Annotated in this window: 13 protein-coding genes; 4 read left to right on the forward strand and 9 right to left on the reverse strand. The window is 69.3% G+C overall.

The genetic code is table 11. The features are described from left to right. The first annotated feature begins 282 nt into the window (after nt 1-282). A complete protein-coding gene (locus tag U9978_RS14875; protein ID WP_322761721.1) occupies nt 283-1,581 on the forward strand; it encodes a GGDEF domain-containing protein in 1,299 nt (432 codons plus the stop codon). 90 nt (nt 1,582-1,671) lie between these two features. Here U9978_RS14875 and U9978_RS14880 read toward each other — a convergent pair whose 3' ends face one another. The 5 genes from U9978_RS14880 to U9978_RS14900 all read right to left on the reverse strand — a co-directional run bounded on the left by U9978_RS14880 (nt 1,672) and on the right by U9978_RS14900 (nt 6,279). Then, nucleotides 1,672-2,499: a bifunctional 5,10-methylenetetrahydrofolate dehydrogenase/5,10-methenyltetrahydrofolate cyclohydrolase gene (locus U9978_RS14880; RefSeq protein ID WP_322761722.1), complete on the reverse strand. Its 828-nt coding sequence runs from the start codon at nt 2,497-2,499 to the stop codon at nt 1,672-1,674. Then, nucleotides 2,496-3,119 carry a cyclodeaminase/cyclohydrolase family protein gene (locus U9978_RS14885; RefSeq protein ID WP_322761723.1) on the reverse strand — a complete coding sequence of 208 codons (624 nt, stop codon included), beginning with the start codon at nt 3,117-3,119 and terminating at the stop codon, nt 2,496-2,498. Before U9978_RS14885 ends, U9978_RS14880 begins: the two co-directional genes overlap by 4 nt. A gap of 254 nt (nt 3,120-3,373) precedes the next feature. After that, the gene (locus U9978_RS14890; protein ID WP_322761724.1) at nt 3,374-4,858 is read right to left on the reverse strand and encodes a class I adenylate-forming enzyme family protein; all 1,485 of its coding nucleotides are present in this window, start codon (nt 4,856-4,858) and stop codon (nt 3,374-3,376) included. 515 nt (nt 4,859-5,373) lie between these two features. Beyond that, entirely contained in the window at nt 5,374-5,775 is a 402-nt protein-coding gene (gene msrB / locus U9978_RS14895) for a peptide-methionine (R)-S-oxide reductase MsrB (protein ID WP_322761725.1), read from the reverse strand. A gap of 81 nt (nt 5,776-5,856) precedes the next feature. Beyond that, nucleotides 5,857-6,279 (reverse strand): DUF4267 domain-containing protein, encoded by a 423-nt coding sequence (locus U9978_RS14900; RefSeq protein WP_322761726.1) that lies wholly within the window; start codon nt 6,277-6,279, stop codon nt 5,857-5,859. Nucleotides 6,280-6,412: 133 nt separating this feature from the next. On the opposite strand from U9978_RS14900, the gene U9978_RS14905 reads away from it, so the two are divergent. Continuing rightward, on the forward strand, nt 6,413-6,763 hold the full coding sequence (locus tag U9978_RS14905; protein ID WP_239310521.1) for an RNA polymerase-binding protein RbpA: 351 nt from the start codon (nt 6,413-6,415) through the stop codon (nt 6,761-6,763). A gap of 156 nt (nt 6,764-6,919) precedes the next feature. Here U9978_RS14905 and lnt read toward each other — a convergent pair whose 3' ends face one another. The 4 genes from lnt to U9978_RS14925 all read right to left on the reverse strand — a co-directional run bounded on the left by lnt (nt 6,920) and on the right by U9978_RS14925 (nt 13,371). After that, the gene (gene lnt / locus U9978_RS14910) at nt 6,920-9,544 is read right to left on the reverse strand and encodes an apolipoprotein N-acyltransferase (RefSeq protein ID WP_322761727.1); all 2,625 of its coding nucleotides are present in this window, start codon (nt 9,542-9,544) and stop codon (nt 6,920-6,922) included. A 68-nt stretch (nt 9,545-9,612) separates the two neighbouring features. Next, complete coding sequence (locus tag U9978_RS14915; protein ID WP_322761728.1) at nt 9,613-10,173, reverse strand: multidrug efflux SMR transporter; 561 nt, start codon at nt 10,171-10,173, stop codon at nt 9,613-9,615. An 800-nt stretch (nt 10,174-10,973) separates the two neighbouring features. Further along, nucleotides 10,974-12,695 carry an amidohydrolase gene (locus U9978_RS14920; RefSeq protein ID WP_416210977.1) on the reverse strand — a complete coding sequence of 574 codons (1,722 nt, stop codon included), beginning with the start codon at nt 12,693-12,695 and terminating at the stop codon, nt 10,974-10,976. 235 nt (nt 12,696-12,930) lie between these two features. After that, on the reverse strand, nt 12,931-13,371 hold the full coding sequence (locus U9978_RS14925; protein ID WP_322761771.1) for an Lrp/AsnC family transcriptional regulator: 441 nt from the start codon (nt 13,369-13,371) through the stop codon (nt 12,931-12,933). A gap of 269 nt (nt 13,372-13,640) precedes the next feature. Here U9978_RS14925 and U9978_RS14930 point away from each other — a divergent pair, with 269 nt between their 5' ends. Both U9978_RS14930 and U9978_RS14935 read left to right on the forward strand, forming a co-directional pair. After that, nucleotides 13,641-15,995: an HAD-IB family hydrolase gene (locus U9978_RS14930; protein WP_322761729.1), complete on the forward strand. Its 2,355-nt coding sequence runs from the start codon at nt 13,641-13,643 to the stop codon at nt 15,993-15,995. Then, on the forward strand, nt 15,992-17,263 hold a 1,272-nt coding region (locus U9978_RS14935), incomplete at its 3' end, for a zinc-dependent alcohol dehydrogenase (RefSeq protein ID WP_322761730.1). The genes U9978_RS14930 and U9978_RS14935, both read left to right, overlap by 4 nt.

A 17,263-nucleotide genomic window follows, 5' to 3' on the forward strand; every position in this document is an offset into this window, starting at 1 on the left:
AGTTCGTCTAGGGTCTGCCGGCGCCGACCACTAAGATGCCGATGAACGACGTCTGTCCGGCTCGCGTCCCCCCGCATCCCGCCTGGCGTCGTTGTTCAGCGGCATCCTGGTACGACAGCGACCGGTCGGGTTCAGCGGGTCCCGGGCAGTGGCCCGTCCATGACAGTCACAGCAGTCACAGCAGTTGAATCGGTTGAATCGGTTGAATCGGACGTCGGATCGGAATCCATCGATCGGCCTGAATGCCGCTCGCCCTCCCATTCCGGATGGGCCGGGAGTCGAGTGTTCCGAAGTGTGCGGGAATGGCTGGCCGGCCATACGGCGGACTTCGAGATCCGATCTCTTCCCCCGCTGCTGGTCCGTTACGTCATCGGCATCGATCTTCTGTGTCTGGCGGTCGCGCTGGTGGGCCTCGTCGAGTTCCCCCTCCGATTCGCGGATCTGCTCACGTTCGGGGCCTTCGTCCTCCTCGGCCGGCTGGCCATCGAGACATCGCGGCATCTCGGTGCGCCGGGCCACCGGGAAGATCAGCCGTACCGGGATCTGTTGTCGACCTGGACGCTGCCCGTCGTGCTCCTACTCCCACCGGTGTACGCGGCCGTCTTGCACCTTCCGCTCTACTGCCTCTTCCGGGCCGGGCTCGGCCCGCAGCCACGGTACAAACAGCTTTTCAACGCGGCGGCGCTAGGCGTGTCCGGTTTCTGTGCATCCATCGTGCACCTCGCACTTGCGCCAACGCAGGGACCATACCGAATTGACACGCTGGTCGGTTCCGCCGGGCGCATCGGCGCGTTGTTTCTCGCCGTCGCCACCTATACAGTGATCAACAGAATTCTTCTGCATGGCGCACTGCGGCGCCGGCATCCCGTTCCGGTGCGTCGTCCGTTCGGGGGCGGTGGCCGCGAGATGCTCACGGTCGACGCCACCGAGATGTGTTCCGCGATCGTCATCGCCGTGCTGTGGACCGCGCATCCGCTGCTCATGCTCGCGGCAACCCCGCCGGCGCTCCTGCTCCAGCGCGGTCTGCTCCACGCGGAACTGCTTGCGGCCGCGCGTACCGACGCCAAGACCAGGCTGGCCAGCCCGGCGTACTGGCGTGAGGTAGCCGAACGTGAGGCGACCCGGGTCCGGCGGGCGGGCCGGCCGATGTCCGTACTCATCGTAGACATCGACCACTTCAAAAGGGTCAATGATCAGTTCGGCCATCTGACCGGCGACGTCGTTCTCGCTGCGGTCGCCGACGCCCTGCGGGCGGCCACTCGGCCTCGGGATCTGGTCGGCCGGTTCGGCGGTGAGGAGTTCGTCGTCCTACTCTGCGAGGTCGACCTGGACAACGCCGCCCATGCCGCGGAACGGATCCGACGCCAGGTGGCTGGAATGCGCTGCCGCGTCGATGGCCGGTCCGCGGGCGCGGTCATCGTGTCGGTGACCGTCTCGGTCGGTGTGGCCACGGCCAGCGGCACGGAGGTGGACCTACCCATCCTGCTGGAGACCGCTGACGCGGCGCTCTACCGGGCCAAGGCCGACGGACGTAACCGCGTCCGGCTCGCGGCGCGGGTACCCGCCGCCCGTACCGCCTGAACGCGGTAGGGGCGGTACGGCGGTACGGCGGTACGGTGCCGAGGTGCGCCACGGATGTGCGTGGCGGGTGGCGGGTGTGACGGTGTCGAACTACCGGCTGGCCGCGCTCGTGGTGTTCGCCAGCAGCAACATCGTCGTCACCGGGCCGACCCCGCCCGGGACGGGGGTGAGAGCTCCCACCACAGCTGCCACCGCATCGGCATCCACATCGCCGACCAGGCCCGATTCTGTGACGTTCGTGCCGACGTCGATCACGGTGGCGCCAGGTCGGATGAACCCCTTGCCGATCATTTTAGGTCTGCCTACGGCGGCGACCACGACGTCCGCCTCATGCGTGATCGAGGCCAGGTCGGTCGTGCGGGAGTGGCAGACCGTCACGGTTGCATCCTCGGCCAGCAACAGCAGGGCCGCGGGCTTGCCGACCACCGGGCTGCGCCCGATCACCACCACCCGAGTGCCCTCCAGCTTGATCTCGCCTCGGTGCAGGATCTCCAGGACCGCGGCGGCGGTGGCCGGGGCGAAGCCCGGCAGGCCGAGGGCCAGGCGGCCCAGGCTCAGCGGGTTCATCCCGTCCACGTCCTTGTGCGGTGGGATGCGGGTTCCGATCTCACTGGCGGACAGCCCGGACGGCAGGGGAGTCTGCACGATCAGACCGTGCACCTCGTCGTCGGCTGCGAGCCGGTCGACCGTGGCCAGGAGCTCCGCGGAGTCACCGGACAGTTCGTGGACCACGCAGCGCACACCCACCTTGGCGGCGCCGCGCTCGATGACCTTCACGTAGGACCGGGCGGCCGCGTCGGTTGTCGGCAATACCACCGCCAACGTCGGCACGACCCCGTTCTGGCGCAGCCGTTCGGTGTTCTCGATCACGCCCCGGCCGACTTCGGCGGCCATGGACCGCCCATCCAGCAATTTCATGATCCGATTCGCTCCCCGACGATACGCACGATTGCGTCCGCTCCAGACACAGCCGTCAGATGGTCTGCGAGGACGGCGGCGGCACGATCCCGGTTGACCGCGTCCGTCATCGCCGCGGTGTTCACCCGCACATTGATCGCGGCGCTGTCCAACGCGGCGCGTGCACTCGCGGCCGCCACCCCCACGTCGCTGAGGACGTTGACGTTCGCGCCGTCGACGATCGCCGCGCACAGCCCCACCACGTTCGCCGCCACCGCCGCCGTCCGCAGCGGTACCTCGGCCGCTCCGACCAGCGCGGCCTGGATCGCCCGACTGCGTTCGGCCCGCTCGCCGTCGGTGTCTTTCGGCAGCTTGTAGGCGTCGCTGACGGCTGTGAACGCCCGGGCGTCGGCGTCGGCGAGCGCCAGCGCCGCGACCCGGGCCTTGTCTGCTTCGGTCCGAGCCGCGAGCATCGTCGTCTCGTGCGCGGCGTAACGGGGCTTGCCGATCGTCAGATTGCAGACCATGCTCACCAGCGCCGCGCCCAGTGCGGCCTGGAGGGCAGCGGCTGCTCCGCCGCCCGGCGCCGGCGCGGGTGAAGCCAGGTCGGCGAGGAACCCCGCGAGTGTCTCGTCGTCCACAGCACCCTCTTTGCCTGTTACCTGTCGGTGATTCCCAAAGTTTCCCATGCCCACGCGGTTGCCCGTACCCACGCGGACGCCGTCCGGGTCGGTATGGACGACGGCCAGTCTGTACGGCCGACCGGACTGCACCGTAGCAAGCCGAGGGGTCGGCGGTGGCGACGAAACAGCGATGATCGGTATTCGGTGTCGGCGCGATCGGCGTGTCGGTGTGCTCGGGATGCGGACAGGACCCGGATGGGAGGCGCGGATCGTCAGGCGGCCGCGTGGGAGTGACCCGTGGTCGGCTCGGCCCGGCGCTCCCGTCGGTTCAGGTCGGTGGGTCTGGCCGGAAGGTCCGAGACGATTTCGATGCTGGTCGGCCGTTTGAATTTGGCGAGGCCTTCCTCGCAGCGTTCCGCCAGGTCGTAGCGCAACGTGGCGTCCGGGATGTCCACCGGTACGACGAGCGCGACGGGCACCTCGCCGAGAACGGCGTCCGGTCGGCTCACGACCGCGGCATGACGCACCCGTGGGTCGGCCAGCAGGATCGCCTCGACCTCCCGGGGGTATACCTTCTCACCACCACGGTTGATCACGTCGTCGGTGCGGCCGGACAGGAAAAGGTAGCCGTCCGAGTCGAGGGAACCGATGTCGCCGGTGTCGAGCCAGCCGTCGTGGGTGAATCCGTCGCGGCCGGTCGGACCTGTATAGGCGCGGATCACCCCGGGCCCGCGGACCTGCACTTTTCCGATCATGTCGGGCGGGCACACCGTGCCGTTGTCATCGACGACGCGGACCTCGCTGTCGACCGGCACGCCCACCGACCCCGGCTTGCGGGTCCCATGCGGCGGATTAGCCGTGATCATGCTTCCGGCCTCGGTCATTCCATACGCCTCCAGTACGGGAATACCGGTTGCGGCCTCGAACGTCCGTAACACCTCGACGGGCAGGGGAGCCGCGGCGGACCGCACGAACCGGACGCGGCAGTCATGTGCCCGGGCCACCTGGGGATCTATGGCCAGTAGCGCCAGAATCGCCGGAACGGCGTTGATCCAGGTCACCCGCTGTCTGTCGATCATCGCCCAAAAGCCGCGACGGCGGAACCGGCGGTCGAGAACGAGGGTGGCGCCGCTGCACATGGTGGCAAGCAGCCCCACCACCTGCGTGTTGACGTGTACCAGCGGCAGTGGGTTGTAGCCGATGTCGGTGCGGCCCAGTTGGTGGTGGCGGGCGATGGTCGTGGCGACGTGCGCGAGCTGGTCGATGTCGAGAAAGACCTGCGTGGACGGTCCGGCCGTTCCTGAACCCGCCAGCAGGACTCCGCCCCGCATCTCCTGGCCTTGACCGACACCGGTGGATGGCTGTCCGTCGACGTCATCGGACCGGTTACCCGCCAGGCGCGGGTTGAGCTGCCCTACCCCGGCCGGAATCGGTAGTGACCGATCGGTCACCACCAGGTCGGGTCGTGCGCGTCGAAGGGCACGCTCCAGTTCTGCGGGTGGCGAGTCCGGATCCAGCGGTACAGCATGGCGCCCGCTGGCGATCGTCGCCAGGAAGACGACCGCGAAGTCGAGCGGGTCGGACACGCCGATCGCGATCCGACGCCCGGCCGGTGGGCCACCCGCGTCCAGATCGGCCCACCAACAGCGGACCAGAGACAACATCTCGCCATATGTAATAGAGCGGTTACCATGAGCCTCTCTGAGGTATACCTGGTGCGGTTGTTCGTGAGCGCGTGCGTCCAACCAGTCGATCACCGATGTCACGTTCACCGCCGTTGTCAACGTTCAGTGTTCAGTAAATGGGATCTCCCCGGTATCGAGGACGAGGACTCCTCGTTCCCGCGGTCCGGAGATGGGACGTGTCCGGATCGGGCGTCCCATCTCGCTATATCAATTTTGGGGCCTCCGATAAACCAGCGCGTCGGGTGTCGCGAGTCACAGGGTGAACGCCTGCCCGCAGGAAGCGATTTTTCTCACACATCCCGCGGCGCCTTAAACATGAGCTTAAAGCTGTTTCCACGCGTTTGGATGGCGCCTGTCGGGCGCAGGACCATTGACCCGATTCTCCGGCGGTGTCCAGAAGCCTCGTCGCCGGGATCAGCCGATGGGCATTTCTGAGGTATCGCGGGGAGCTCCCTGCACTCTACTTGACATAATGTCGATTATCGGCGCTTCGTGGGTGCGACGGGGGAGGGCCGAACCGGAGCCCCGGGGTCGCAGCGGAGCCGAGCATGCGCCGCTGTGACCCATCAGGTCTCAGGTTTCAGATCTCAGGTCGACGCGTCGAGATCAAGCGCGAGGGAGTTCATGCAGTAACGCTGGCCGGTCGGTTCCGGACCGTCGTCGAACACATGTCCGAGATGTGATCCACAACGTCGGCACCGTACCTCGGTTCGGATCATGCCGTGTGACCTGTCCTCCACCAGCTCCACCGCCTCGGCCACGGCCGGCTGGAAGAAACTCGGCCAACCCGAGCCGGACTCGTACTTCGTGGACGAGTCGAACAAGGCGTTGCCGCAGGCGCCGCAACGGTAGGTTCCGGTTTCCTTGCTGTAGGTGTATGCGCCGGTGAAGGGCGGCTCGGTCGCGGCATCACGCAGCACGGCGTACCGCTCCGGCGCAAGCTCCCGGCGCCACTCCTCATCAGTCTTCACGACCTGCTCCGCTGTCACGGTGCTCTCCCTGTCATCGGTGTCAGGCTTTGCCGACCGGCGCGTCGAGGCCTTCGGCGCGCAACGGCATCGGTTACGTGACTATGTGACGTCTGATGTTTCAGCTTTGTTCCGGGATCTCGACACGGCAACCGGACCTGCGCCGGCAAGGCCACACGCGGCTGCCGCCACCACGACCGCCGCGGGCAGCGGAGCGACCTCACGGCGTGCCCCGGCGACGACCAGCAGGGCCGCATCAGCCGCGTCGACGAGCATTCCCGCCCACAACCAGGTCTGAATCTGTTCGGGTTCTCCTCGGGTGAACGCTGTGAGCAACCCGGCGCCGAGAGCCAGATCACGGACGGCCGCCACTTGTGTTATCCATGTCGTCCGTTCGGCGGTTACCCGGTCTATCCCGGCGATCCGTGCGAATCCGGCGGGATGTGTCAGCAAGCCGACACCGATAGCGCATCGTGTGACGCCGAGCAGCGCCACACGCAGACTGTGCGTGGCGGGAATCGGCATCACGGCGATCGTTCTTCTACGCAGTGTGAGCACGATCTCGTTACCGGCCTTGTCCTCGTGGGAACGTCCAACAGGGTCTGTGCGTTGGTGATTCTGAGTTCCTCACTGGTACCGACGCTCGGGAGGGTTTTTTATGGGCGAGCGCATCCTGCGAGGCAGCCGGCTAGGTGCGGTGTCCTACGAGACGGATCGCAGCACCGAACTCGCGCCACGCCAGACCGCGTCCTACGACTGCCCGAACGGCCACCAGTTCACCATGCCCTTCGCTGCCGAGGCCGAGGTCCCGGCGGTCTGGGAGTGCCGTGTCTGTGGTGCTGGGTCGGTCATCGTCAACGGCGAGGTCCCGGAGCCGAAGAAGAGCAAGCCCCCGCGCACCCATTGGGACATGCTCATGGAGCGGCGTACCACCGACGACCTCGAAGAGGTTCTGGCCGAGCGACTTGCAGTTCTGCGGGGCACCGGTCAGGACCGCCGCTCCGCCTGACGCGCCCGTCGCGGTGGCAGCGGTCGACAGCTGATGTGGCCGACCGGTTCCTCCGGTCGGCCACACGCATGTTCACCGTGTTCCCACGCACCCTGTTCGCACGCACCGTGTTCCCACGCACGCAGCGCACGAGGGCCGTGTTCACGAGGGCACGGCTCACCGAGACACGCCGGTCGTCGAGCGGTCGGAGTGGCCCGCGGCGTCCCCGCGGGCGGTGGGAACGTACGCGGTGCCCTTCGCGGCATCCTCGGCCCGGCGGTGGCGCTCGCCGGGCGCGGCCAGCCGGCCGTGACGGGTCGTCAGAGCCCACCAGGTGACCCGCCACAGGGCTTCCGCCACGATCGCGCGGCTCATCTTCGATCGTCCGTGTTCGCGTTCGACAAAAGTGATCGGTACCTCCAGGATCCGGAACCCCGATCGCCACGCCTGCCAGGTGAGGTCTACCTGGAAACAATACCCCTGTGATGCCACCTGCCCCAGGTCGCGGCTTTGAAGGACCCGTGCCCGGTACGCCCGGAAGCCGGCGGTGGCGTCCGCCAGCGGCATGCCGAGGGCGGCCCGCACGTAGGCGTTGGCTCCGCGTGAGAGCAGCAGGCGTGAGCGCGGCCAGTTGCGTACCTCGCCCCCGGCGATCCACCGGGAACCGATCACCAGATCGGCGTCTCGCAGGGCGGCGAGCAGGCGCGGGAGTTCCTCGGGCTGGTGGGAGCCGTCAGCGTCCATTTCGACCAGGATGTCGTAGCCGTGGCGCAGTCCCCAGTCGAAACCGGCCACATAGGCTGCGCCGAGGCCGTTCTTGGCGTCGCGGTGGAGCACGTGCACGCGCGGATCGGCCGCTGCGATCCCATCGGCGATCTTCCCGGTGCCGTCGGGGCTCGCGTCGTCGATGATCAGGAGATCCACGTCCGGGTTGGCCGCGCGTAGCCGCATGACCGTGTTGTGAAGGCTCTCCCGCTCGTTATAGGTCGGAACACACACGAGAACGCGCTCGTCGTCCACGCGTCTCCTTTCGGTGTCGCCAGCGGTGTCGTCGGCGGTGTCGTCGGCCGAATCGGTGGCGGTATCGGCGTCTGGGCCCCTCCGCCCACGGGAAGGCTGCCCCGCCCGCAGGCCGAACGCTACAGCGAGTAGCCCAAGAATCACCAGAAGCATCTCCGGGCCGACGCCGACGCGGTCGGCGAGCGTTCGGCTCGTGCGCAGCGGGAGCGAGGCGGTCAGGACAGCGGTCTCGTACAGGCCGGACTCTGCGACGATCCGGCCGTCAGGTCCGATGATCGCGCTCTGACCGCTGGTGGACACCTGGACAGCGGCCCGCCCGTGTTCCACCGCTCGTAGTCGTGTCATTGCCAACTGCTGCTCGCTTTCGCCTTTGCGTCCGAACGAGGCGTTGTTGGTCTGTACGACCAGTAGTCGCGCTCCCGCGTCGACGGCATCGCGGACAAGACCGTCATAGGCCACTTCGAAGCAGATGACGTCGCCGATCGTGACTCCGCCGATGGTGACCGTTCCGACGCCGTTACCGTGCACGAAGTCGTTGGGCATCTCGGTGGCGAACCGCTTGACGAGCTTTTCCAGGACGGCCCGGCCCGGCAGATACTCCGCGAACGGCACCGGATGCTGTTTGACGTATATCTGGCCGGTCCAGCCGTCGGCGTTCCAGCCCAGACCCGCGTTGCGCACCTTCCCCTTACCCGGCCCGTCGAGGACCGCGCCGATGAGGATGGGGGCGCCCACCGCCCGCGCCGCCCGGTCGAGCATGGCGGCGGCGCGGGGGTCCGCGAACGGGTCGACGTCGGAGGCGTTCTCCGGCCACAGGACGAGGTCCGGATGCGGGGTGCGCCCGGCCGTGACATCCGCCCCGAGGCGTTCGGTCGCTGCCACGTGGTTGGCGGTGACCTGAAACATGCGTCCGAGTGCGTCCAGGCCACCAGCGCGCGGCACGTTGCCCTGGATGGCTGCGACCTGTGCCGTGCCGGCCTGCGCGGCGCTGGGCAGCGGTACGGCGAGCCCGACCAGGGCCACGGCTACGGCGGCGCCCAGAAAGCCGAAGGGTGCGGCGCGACGATCGTCAGATCGCGCGTCAGATCGCGTGCCCGGGGGCCGCAGTCCCCGGAGCACCAGCGGCCAGGCCGCGATCGTGGCCCGTCGTCGTCCCTGGACGCGCCCGGCAGCCACGATGGACGTGCCGAGCGGGCCCATGGCGACAACGGCGGCGGCGAGCAGTGCGCCGCAGCCGGCGACGGCGGCGGTCACCAGCGGGGAGCCGCCGAGTGCCGCCAGGGGCGTCAGTGGTGTGTCGCCCTGGCTGAAGGCCAGCTTTCCCCACGGGAACCCGCCGAACGGTGCGCGTCCACGCAGCGCCTCCTGACCGACCCACACCGCGGCGACCCACAACGGCCAGCCACGCACCCGAGTGACCAGCGTCGTCGCGGGCGCCACCAACGCGAGCAGGGCGGCTTCAGCGACCGAGAGCACGACCCAGCCATCAACCCCGACGAATATGACGAAACGCAGCATCGACAGCATGAACGCAAAGCCGAACAGCATGCCCAGACCGGCCGAGCGCGCCAGCGGCACTCCGCGTACCAGCAGGGTGAAGGCGGCCACCGCGACCGGTGCCAGCGGCCAGAGCCCCACCGGGGGGAATGCCAGGTACAGCGTGATTCCGGCCGCGACGGCGAGCGACGGCCGGGTCAGGCGGCGGGCCCGGGCGCCGGCTGTACGCAGCAGCGGTGAGCCTGCGCCGGTGCGACCCGCGGCCGGCATGTCCTGGGCTGTCACAGTCCCAGTGTCGGTCACCGCTGCGCCGGGGATCGACCGGGTCGGCGGATTGCCCACCCGCGATCGTGTCAGCCGGTCCCGGTCCCGGTCCCCGTTCCTGGACGGGCGCTGCCCGCGCGCTCGGGAGTCGGTTGTCCGGGGTCGACCCCGCGGTGGTCGGCCTGCCCGCGGTCGCCCTGCCCATAGTCGGCTCGGTGGTGGCCGACGGCATCCCGGCGGTCGGCGAGTGGCAACAGCGCCACGCCGATGATGATCAGAGTGAGGGATCCGATTTTGATCCAGTTTGCGGTTTCCGCTCCCATGGCAATGCCGATGACGGCGACCGACGCGGTGCCAAGCGCACCGAAAGCCGCATACGAGATACTCGGACCCAGCCCGGTGAGCGCGATCGCGAACAGGTAGGTGGTCAGGAGAAATCCGACCACGGCAAGCATCGAGGGCATCAGGTTGCGGAATCCGTGGGACGCGGCGAGCGCATAGGTGGCTGCAACGTCACAGGCTATCGCGGCCAACAGTGCCAGCCAGGTCATCGATGTCCTCCGGGTATGGTCGGGCTTTTTCTTGTGGCGGGCGCCACGGGTCGCGCTGGAGTGGGTGGCGCCACCGCAGGTGATGTCCGTGATGGTCATGGCTGCTCCTGGGTCACGCGAGATGATCGAGTATTCGGGCCGGCGGAATCCCGTACACGCAGCACCACGGGTACACGCAATCCCGGGTATCGGGAATCGGTCGTCCGGCGGATCGGATCCGGCCGGAACAGGCACTGACGCTACTACGCACAGCATGCAAACAGCTGCTCTGCGCGTCTTCGCATTTCATGCGCCGCCGGCGTGGTCAGCAACCAAGCGTTGCGAATGGTGGGCGAATAGTGGTCAACGAAGGCCTGGTTATCGCGTTGAGTAGTTAATTGGTTGTGAATTTGTTCTGTCTGCGATGAGGGCAACCATGTCCAGCGCGCGACATGCCCAGGTCGCCAACAGCACCAGCGCAACCGCGGTTCGCAGCGAAGATCTCGCTGACCTGGGGAAACAGGAAATAGACGCAGATGGAACGCCCAGTTGACACAAGCGGAGTCAGGACGGGTACGGTCCATGTCGTCCACTCGTGAGGCGGCTGCGTCAGCGCCTTCCCTGTCGGCAGACCGGCCGGTGGTCGTCGGGCGCACGTGCGTCCACGGCCACCCGGTACCAGGCCCGGTCGGCGGTGGGGTCGGACAGGAAGTTCGTCACCGCCGGCGAAGGGGGAGCTGCAAGGCAGCCCGAAGGGTCCCGGTCGTCCCCTAGACAACGATCCCCCGCCCGCATCCGGCGGGCAGGGGATCGGTCCGAAGGACGGTCCGGGGCCTTTCGAAGTCCTCGCCGTCGCAGTCCGTGTCATCGGTTCGTGATCATCTGGTTGGGATCATCTGGTTGGGATCATCCGGGTGGGGTCACCCCGGCCGGGCCGACAGATCGTGGACGACCGTGCCACGCACGACCGTGCGCAGACATGTCGGGTCCGGGCCGTCAAGGTCAGGGAGCCCCGCTATGCCCGCCCGTGGATCGGTGGACCATGCCGTGACCCGCTCGTCGGGCACTTGGACGACCAGCTCCCCCGCCACCTGCCACACCGCGAACGTCGCCGGCGCGCCCGGTGCGAGCACCCCGCTGCCGTCACCGTCCGCGCGGGCCGCTCGCCAGCCGCCTCTCGTCGCGGCCGAGAACGCCGCCCGGGCGCTGAGCGCGGAGGCCGGTGTGTGGTGTGCGACCGCGGCGCGCACACCACCCCACGGGTCCAGCGGGGTCACCGGAGCATCCGAGGACAATGCCAGGACGACGCCGGCGGCGGCCATCGCCGCCAACGGGTTCATCGCCCGGGCGCGGTCGGCTCCCAGCCGCCGTGCGTACATCCCGTCCGGACCCCCCCAACAGGCGTCGAACGCGGGCTGCACGCCGGCTACCAGGCCGAGACCGGCCATCCGGGCGATCTGGGTGACATCGGCCATCTCGCAGTGTTCGACGCGGTGGCGTGCGGCCAGGACCCGGGACAACCCGACCTTGTCGGCCGCTCGTTCACAACCGTCCAGGACGATGTCGAGGGCCGCGTCGCCGATGGCGTGGAAGCCGGCCTGCAGACCCGCCTCGCTGGCCCGGACCACCACCTCGTACACCGCGTCCGCATCCAGCTGAACCACGCCGTGGTCGCCGGGTGCGTCCGCGTATGCGACCCGCAACGCCGCGGTGTGTGATCCCAGCGAGCCGTCGACGAACAGGTCGCCACCGAGCCCGACGCCGAGCGCCACCGCGGTCTCGACATCCCCGGCCCAGTACCCGTGGATGACGGGGCCCGCCTCGGCGGACGCGAGCGCGAGCAGGTCGCTGAGGTCGTCGGCGTCGGAGACCTCCGGCCCCGCCATCTCGTGCAGCGCCGCGATGCCCAGCCCAGCGGCGTGGGCGCGCACGCGCCGCTGGGCGGCCCGCCGCTGCCCGGCCGACACGCTCTCGTATGCGGCGCGGCGGGCGACGTGGTGGGCTTCGCCCTGGCAGCGGCCATCGCCGAGCCATCCCGACCTGCTGGCGGCGCCGCTGCGGTCTGCCAGCGCTGCGGACACGACGGCGCAGTGACCGTCGATGCGGGAGAGGTAGACCGCCGCTCCCCCGGCCGCCCGGTCGAGCTCGGCGGCACTGGGCGGGCGGTCTTCCGGCCAGGCCGTGTCGTCCCAGCCGGTGCCGAGCACTGTGGTCGCGGGATGCTGCTTGACGTGGTCGGCGAGCTGGTCCAGCGCGGCCGCCAGGGATCGCGCCGAGGTCAGGTCGAGACCGCTCAGGGCAAGTCCCGTCGCGGTCACGTGCACGTGGGCGTCCACGAACGCTGGGGTGACCAGGGCGTCGTCGAGCTCCACGATCTCCTCGACGGTCTCGTCGAGGTTCATCGCCTCGGCAGCCGCGGCAGAGCCGATCCAGGCAACCGTGTCGTGGTCGACCAGCATCGCGGTCGCGAACGGCGCGGTCGGGCTGTGCACACGGCCACCGCGATAGAGGACGCGGCTGCCACCAGTGCTTCGGGGACTGCGGCCTGCGGGCGCACGATCTGACGATCGTCGCGCGCCCTTCGGCCCTCCAGATCCCTGGGCCGGTCCCGGTCTTCTGGCGGCTCCCGGGTTCGACGACATGTCGGTCACGGCTGCCAGTCTGCCCGCTGTGAACCCGTTGTGGTCGCCGGCGGCCTGTGAGGCCGTAGGCCGCGCGGGAAGGGCCATGATCGCGTGGCCTTTGGCCGGGTGGCCACTCTTGAGGCCTCCGGCCGCGCGGGAAGGGTCATGATCGCGTGGCCTTTGGCCGGGTGGCCACTCTTGAGGCCTCCGGCCGCGCGGGAAGGGTCATGATCGCGTGGCCTTTGGCCGGGTGCTACAGCGCGGGTGGCCGGGCCTCGTACGGGGTGGACAAGACGACCATCGTGCGGGTGGAGACGTTCGCCGCGGCGCGGATCTCCTGCAGCAGGCCCTCCAGGTTGCCCGGACCCGCGACCCGGACCTTGAGCAGATAGCTCTCCTCGCCGGCCACGCTGTGGCATGCCTCGATCGTGTCCAGGCCGCGCAGGCGGTCCGGCGCGTCGTCGGGCTGGCTCGGGTCGATCGGTTTGATGGAGATGAATGCGGTGAGCGGGAGCCCGATCTGGGAGGCGTCGACCAGGGCCGCATAAGAGGTGATCACACCCCGTTGCTCAAGTCGTCGCACCCGCTGGTGAACCGCGGACACGGAAAGGCCGGTGGCTCGGCCCAGGTCGGTGTAGCTCATCCGTCCGTCCCGGCACAGCAGGCGGACGATCTCGCGGTCAAGGTCTTCCAACACGATCAGGAGCGTACGCAGACCGCCGATGATCGATGCGTCGTGCCCTCGTCCGCACTCCTCGTACCTCGCGATCTACGCACCTCAGCCCTACTCATTGATCCACTCCCTTGTTGTCGGGCACTCTTAGGGATGTCCAACGGTAGGTTGTCCGTGACCATCGGTGTTGCCTGGTTGGATGCAACCACGTGGGCATGAGGCGGCTTCGGCCCAGAACACCGGCGTCCCCTACTGTGGCCCACCAGTGTTCATTACGGAAGAGGTGAGGCGTGGGGCTGGCCGAGCGGCTCGCGGGCAAGCGTGTCCTCGTCACGGGAGCGACCGGTTTCGTGGGCGAGGCGCTGCTGGAACGGCTGCTTTCCGACCTGCCCGACACCCGGGTGGTCGTCCTCATCCGTCCCCGTGCAGGCAGGAATGGACAAGCCCGCCTTCGGAGTCTCGTGGCCAAGCCGGCCTTCGCCGCATGGCGTGACCGAATCGGCGCTGATGGTGTCGAGCGGGTGCTGCGCGACCAGATCACGGTCCTTGAGGGCGATCTCGAACGGATTCCGGCCATTCCGGCGGATGTCGACGTCGTCGTCCACTGTGCCGGCGAGGTGTCGTTCGACCCGCCGATCGACACGGGTTTCGCCACCAACCTCGGGGGCGTCCAGGAGCTGCTGCGGGCCATCCAAGACAGCGGCGCGAGACCTCATCTGGTGCACATCTCCACGGCGTACGTGGCGGGCCTGCGATCGGGGCATGTGGCTGAGGGCCGCCTCGTGCACAACGTCGACTGGCGGGCCGAGCAGGCCGCCGCACAGCGAGCCCGGCTCGCGGCCGAGGACGCCTCGCGGGCACCGCAGGAGCTGCGCCGGTTCCGGGCCGAGGCCGAGGCCGAACACATCCGGGCCGGCGCGCAGACGGTCTCGCGGGAAGCCGAACGCCGCCGCCGCAGGTGGGTGGAGCGCCGGCTCGTCGACGCGGGCGGCGAACGGGCCCGCGTGCTGGGCTGGACGGACTGCTACACGTTCACCAAGGCACTGGCCGAGCGCTATCTGGAAGCCGAACGTGACGGTCTGCCGCTGACCATCATGCGTCCGTCCATCATCGAGAGCGCGTTGGCCCGCCCGTTCCCGGGCTGGATCGAGGGCTTCAAGATGGCCGAGCCGCTGATCCTCGCCTACGGTCGCGGGGAGCTGCCGGACTTCCCCGCATCCCCCGACGGGATCATCGACATCATCCCCGTCGATCTGGTCGTCAATGCGATCCTCGCCGCGGCCGCGGCGACGCCGCCGGCATCGACCCCGGCCTATTACACCGTATGTTCGGGATTCCGCAATCCGCTGTTGTTTCGTGACCTTTATGAGAATGTCCGCGAATACTTCGGGCGCCACCCGTTGACCAAGCCCGGTCGTGGCGCCATCGCCGCCGCCGACTGGCGGTTCGCCGGCGCTGCCACGGTCGAGAGCCAACTGCGCCGTGGCGAGCGTTTCGCGGAGATCGCGGGAAAGGCGCTCGGGTACGCTCCGCGCTCGGACCGGGTCCGTCAGGCCGCCCGGGACCTGGAGCAGCTCGATGAGCGGCTGGCGTTCCTGCGGCGCTACCAGGACCTCTACCGTTCTTACACCAAGGCGGAGCTGGTCTACGTCGACGACGCGACCCGCGCGCTGGCCCAGAGCCTCGACCCGGGCGACACTGAGCGGTTCGGCTTCGATCCGGCCTGCTACGACTGGCGCACCTACCTGCAGGAGATCCACTTTCCGAGTGTCACCTCGACGTTCCGCGGTCCGGACAAACCCGCGGCCGCGGCCCGGCGGGCGTCGCACGCCCTGGTCGGCGGCCCGGACACGCTCGCGGTGTTCGATCTGGACGGGACGCTGGTGTCCTCGACCGTGGTCGAGTCGTATCTGTGGCTGCGGCTGACCGACCAGAGCCTCGCGGCGCGCGGACGCGAACTCGCCCAGCTCGCCCGCGCGCTGCCCGGTTATGTGCGGGCCGAGCGGCGCGACCGGGGACATCTCATCCGGGCGGTGTACACGCGCTATGCCGGCGCAGACCCCGACGAGCTCGCCCGTCTCGTCGACGAGGTCGCCGGTGACATCCTGCTGCGCCGGGTGAAGGCGGGGGCGATCCGCCGGATCCGCGAGCATCGGGACGCCGGGCACCGGACCGTCCTGCTGACCGGCGCGGTCGAGGTCCTCACCCGTCCGCTGGCGCCACTGTTCGACGAGGTCGTCGCTACCCGGCTCGCAGTCGGGACGGACGGGCGCGCCACCGGCCGTCTGGTCTCGGCACCGCTGGTCGGTGACTCCCGGGCCGCCTGGCTGGATCACTATGCCAAACGGGTGGGAGCCGACCTGTCGGCGTCCTGGGCATACGCCGACAGCCAGTCGGATCTGCCGATGTTGCGTGCCGTCGGCAACCCGGTCGCGGTCAATCCGGACCTGCCGCTGTACCGGGTGGCCCGCCGATCCGGCTGGCCGATCGAGGAGTGGGCCTCGACCCGTGGCGAACCACGTGCAGTGGTCGGCAGCCGGCGTGAGCGCAACGCTCATGCCGGCGCAGCTCACGCTGGCGTCGGCGGCTCGCCCGCGGGCGGCCCGGTTCGCGTCCGCACATCACGGTTGGGAGCCGACCGGTGAGCCGCGCGTTGGAGCTGTACCGTTCCATGCCCCGCTACCTGGCCACCCGGGCGGTGTCGGGTCGACTACCCGCCCTGGCCGGCGCCGCGGCCGCGACGACGGCGCCGCTGCGGTTGACCGACGGGCCCGCCCCGGCTCTGCCGGGCGAGGGATGGGTCACGATCCGTCCACGGCTGTCGGGGATCTGCGGTTCGGACCTGGTCACCGTCACCGGGCAGTCGTCGTTCTACTTCACATCCCTGGTGTCCATGCCCTTCGTCCCCGGGCATGAGATCGTGGCCGACACCCAGACGGATGTGACCCTTGCGGACGGCACCGAGCTGCCGGCCGGCAGCAGGGTGGTGCTCGACCCGGTTCTGGGCTGCGCGGCCCGCGGCGTCGCGGTCTGCGCCGGCTGCGCCGCCGGACACACCAGCCGCTGCGATCGGGTCACCTCCGGTCACCTGTCCCCCGGCCTGCAGACCGGCTCCTGCGCGCAGACCGGCGGCGGGTGGAGCCGGGCACTGGTCGCCCACCGTTCGCAGCTGTACCCGGTCCCGGCGGACCTGCCCGACGAGCGGGCGGTCCTGGTCGAGCCGCTCGCGTGCGCCGTACATACCGCGCTGCGGGCCCGGGTCGCCGACGGTGACCGGGTTCTGATCATCGGTGCCGGTTCGGTGGGGTTGTTGACCTTGCTGGCGCTGCGCGCCTACACCAGGGCCGGCCGGGTCACGGTCGTGGCCAAGCACCGCCATCAGGTAGAGCTGGCGCGGCGGTTCGGAGCGGATGAGATCCTTCCGCCGGCGTCCGCGGTCGGCGGCGTGCGCCGCGGCACCCGTGCGCTCAAACTGGAACCGGATGTCGGGCCGCCGTATCTGCTCGGCGGTGTGGACATTGCGATCGACTGCGCCGGTAGCGCGTCGTCGCTGTCAACGGCGCTGCGCGTCACCCGTGCCGGTGGGCGGGTGGTGCTGTCGGGGGTTCCCACCGGTTCGGTCGATCTGACCCCGCTGTGGTTCCGGGAACTGGAGCTGGTGGGCACTTACGCCTCCAGCGTCGGTCGACCCCGGCCCGCGGACGTGCCCGCGGACGTGCCCGCACAGCGGCCGGATGACCCGGCGTCGGATCGGCCGGACTTCGTTCGGGCACTGGAGCTCGCGGCAACTGCCCCGCTGGACGGGGTTGTGTCGGCGACCTACCCGTTGGACCGTTGGCGGGACGCGTTGGACCATGCGCTCGGCGCAGGGCGTCTCGGCGCGGTCAAGGTCGCCTTCGACCTGATGGCGACC

The sequence above is a fragment of the Protofrankia sp. Cr2 genome (assembly GCF_963555885.1).
Taxonomy (GTDB): Bacteria; Actinomycetota; Actinomycetes; order Frankiales; family Frankiaceae; genus Protofrankia.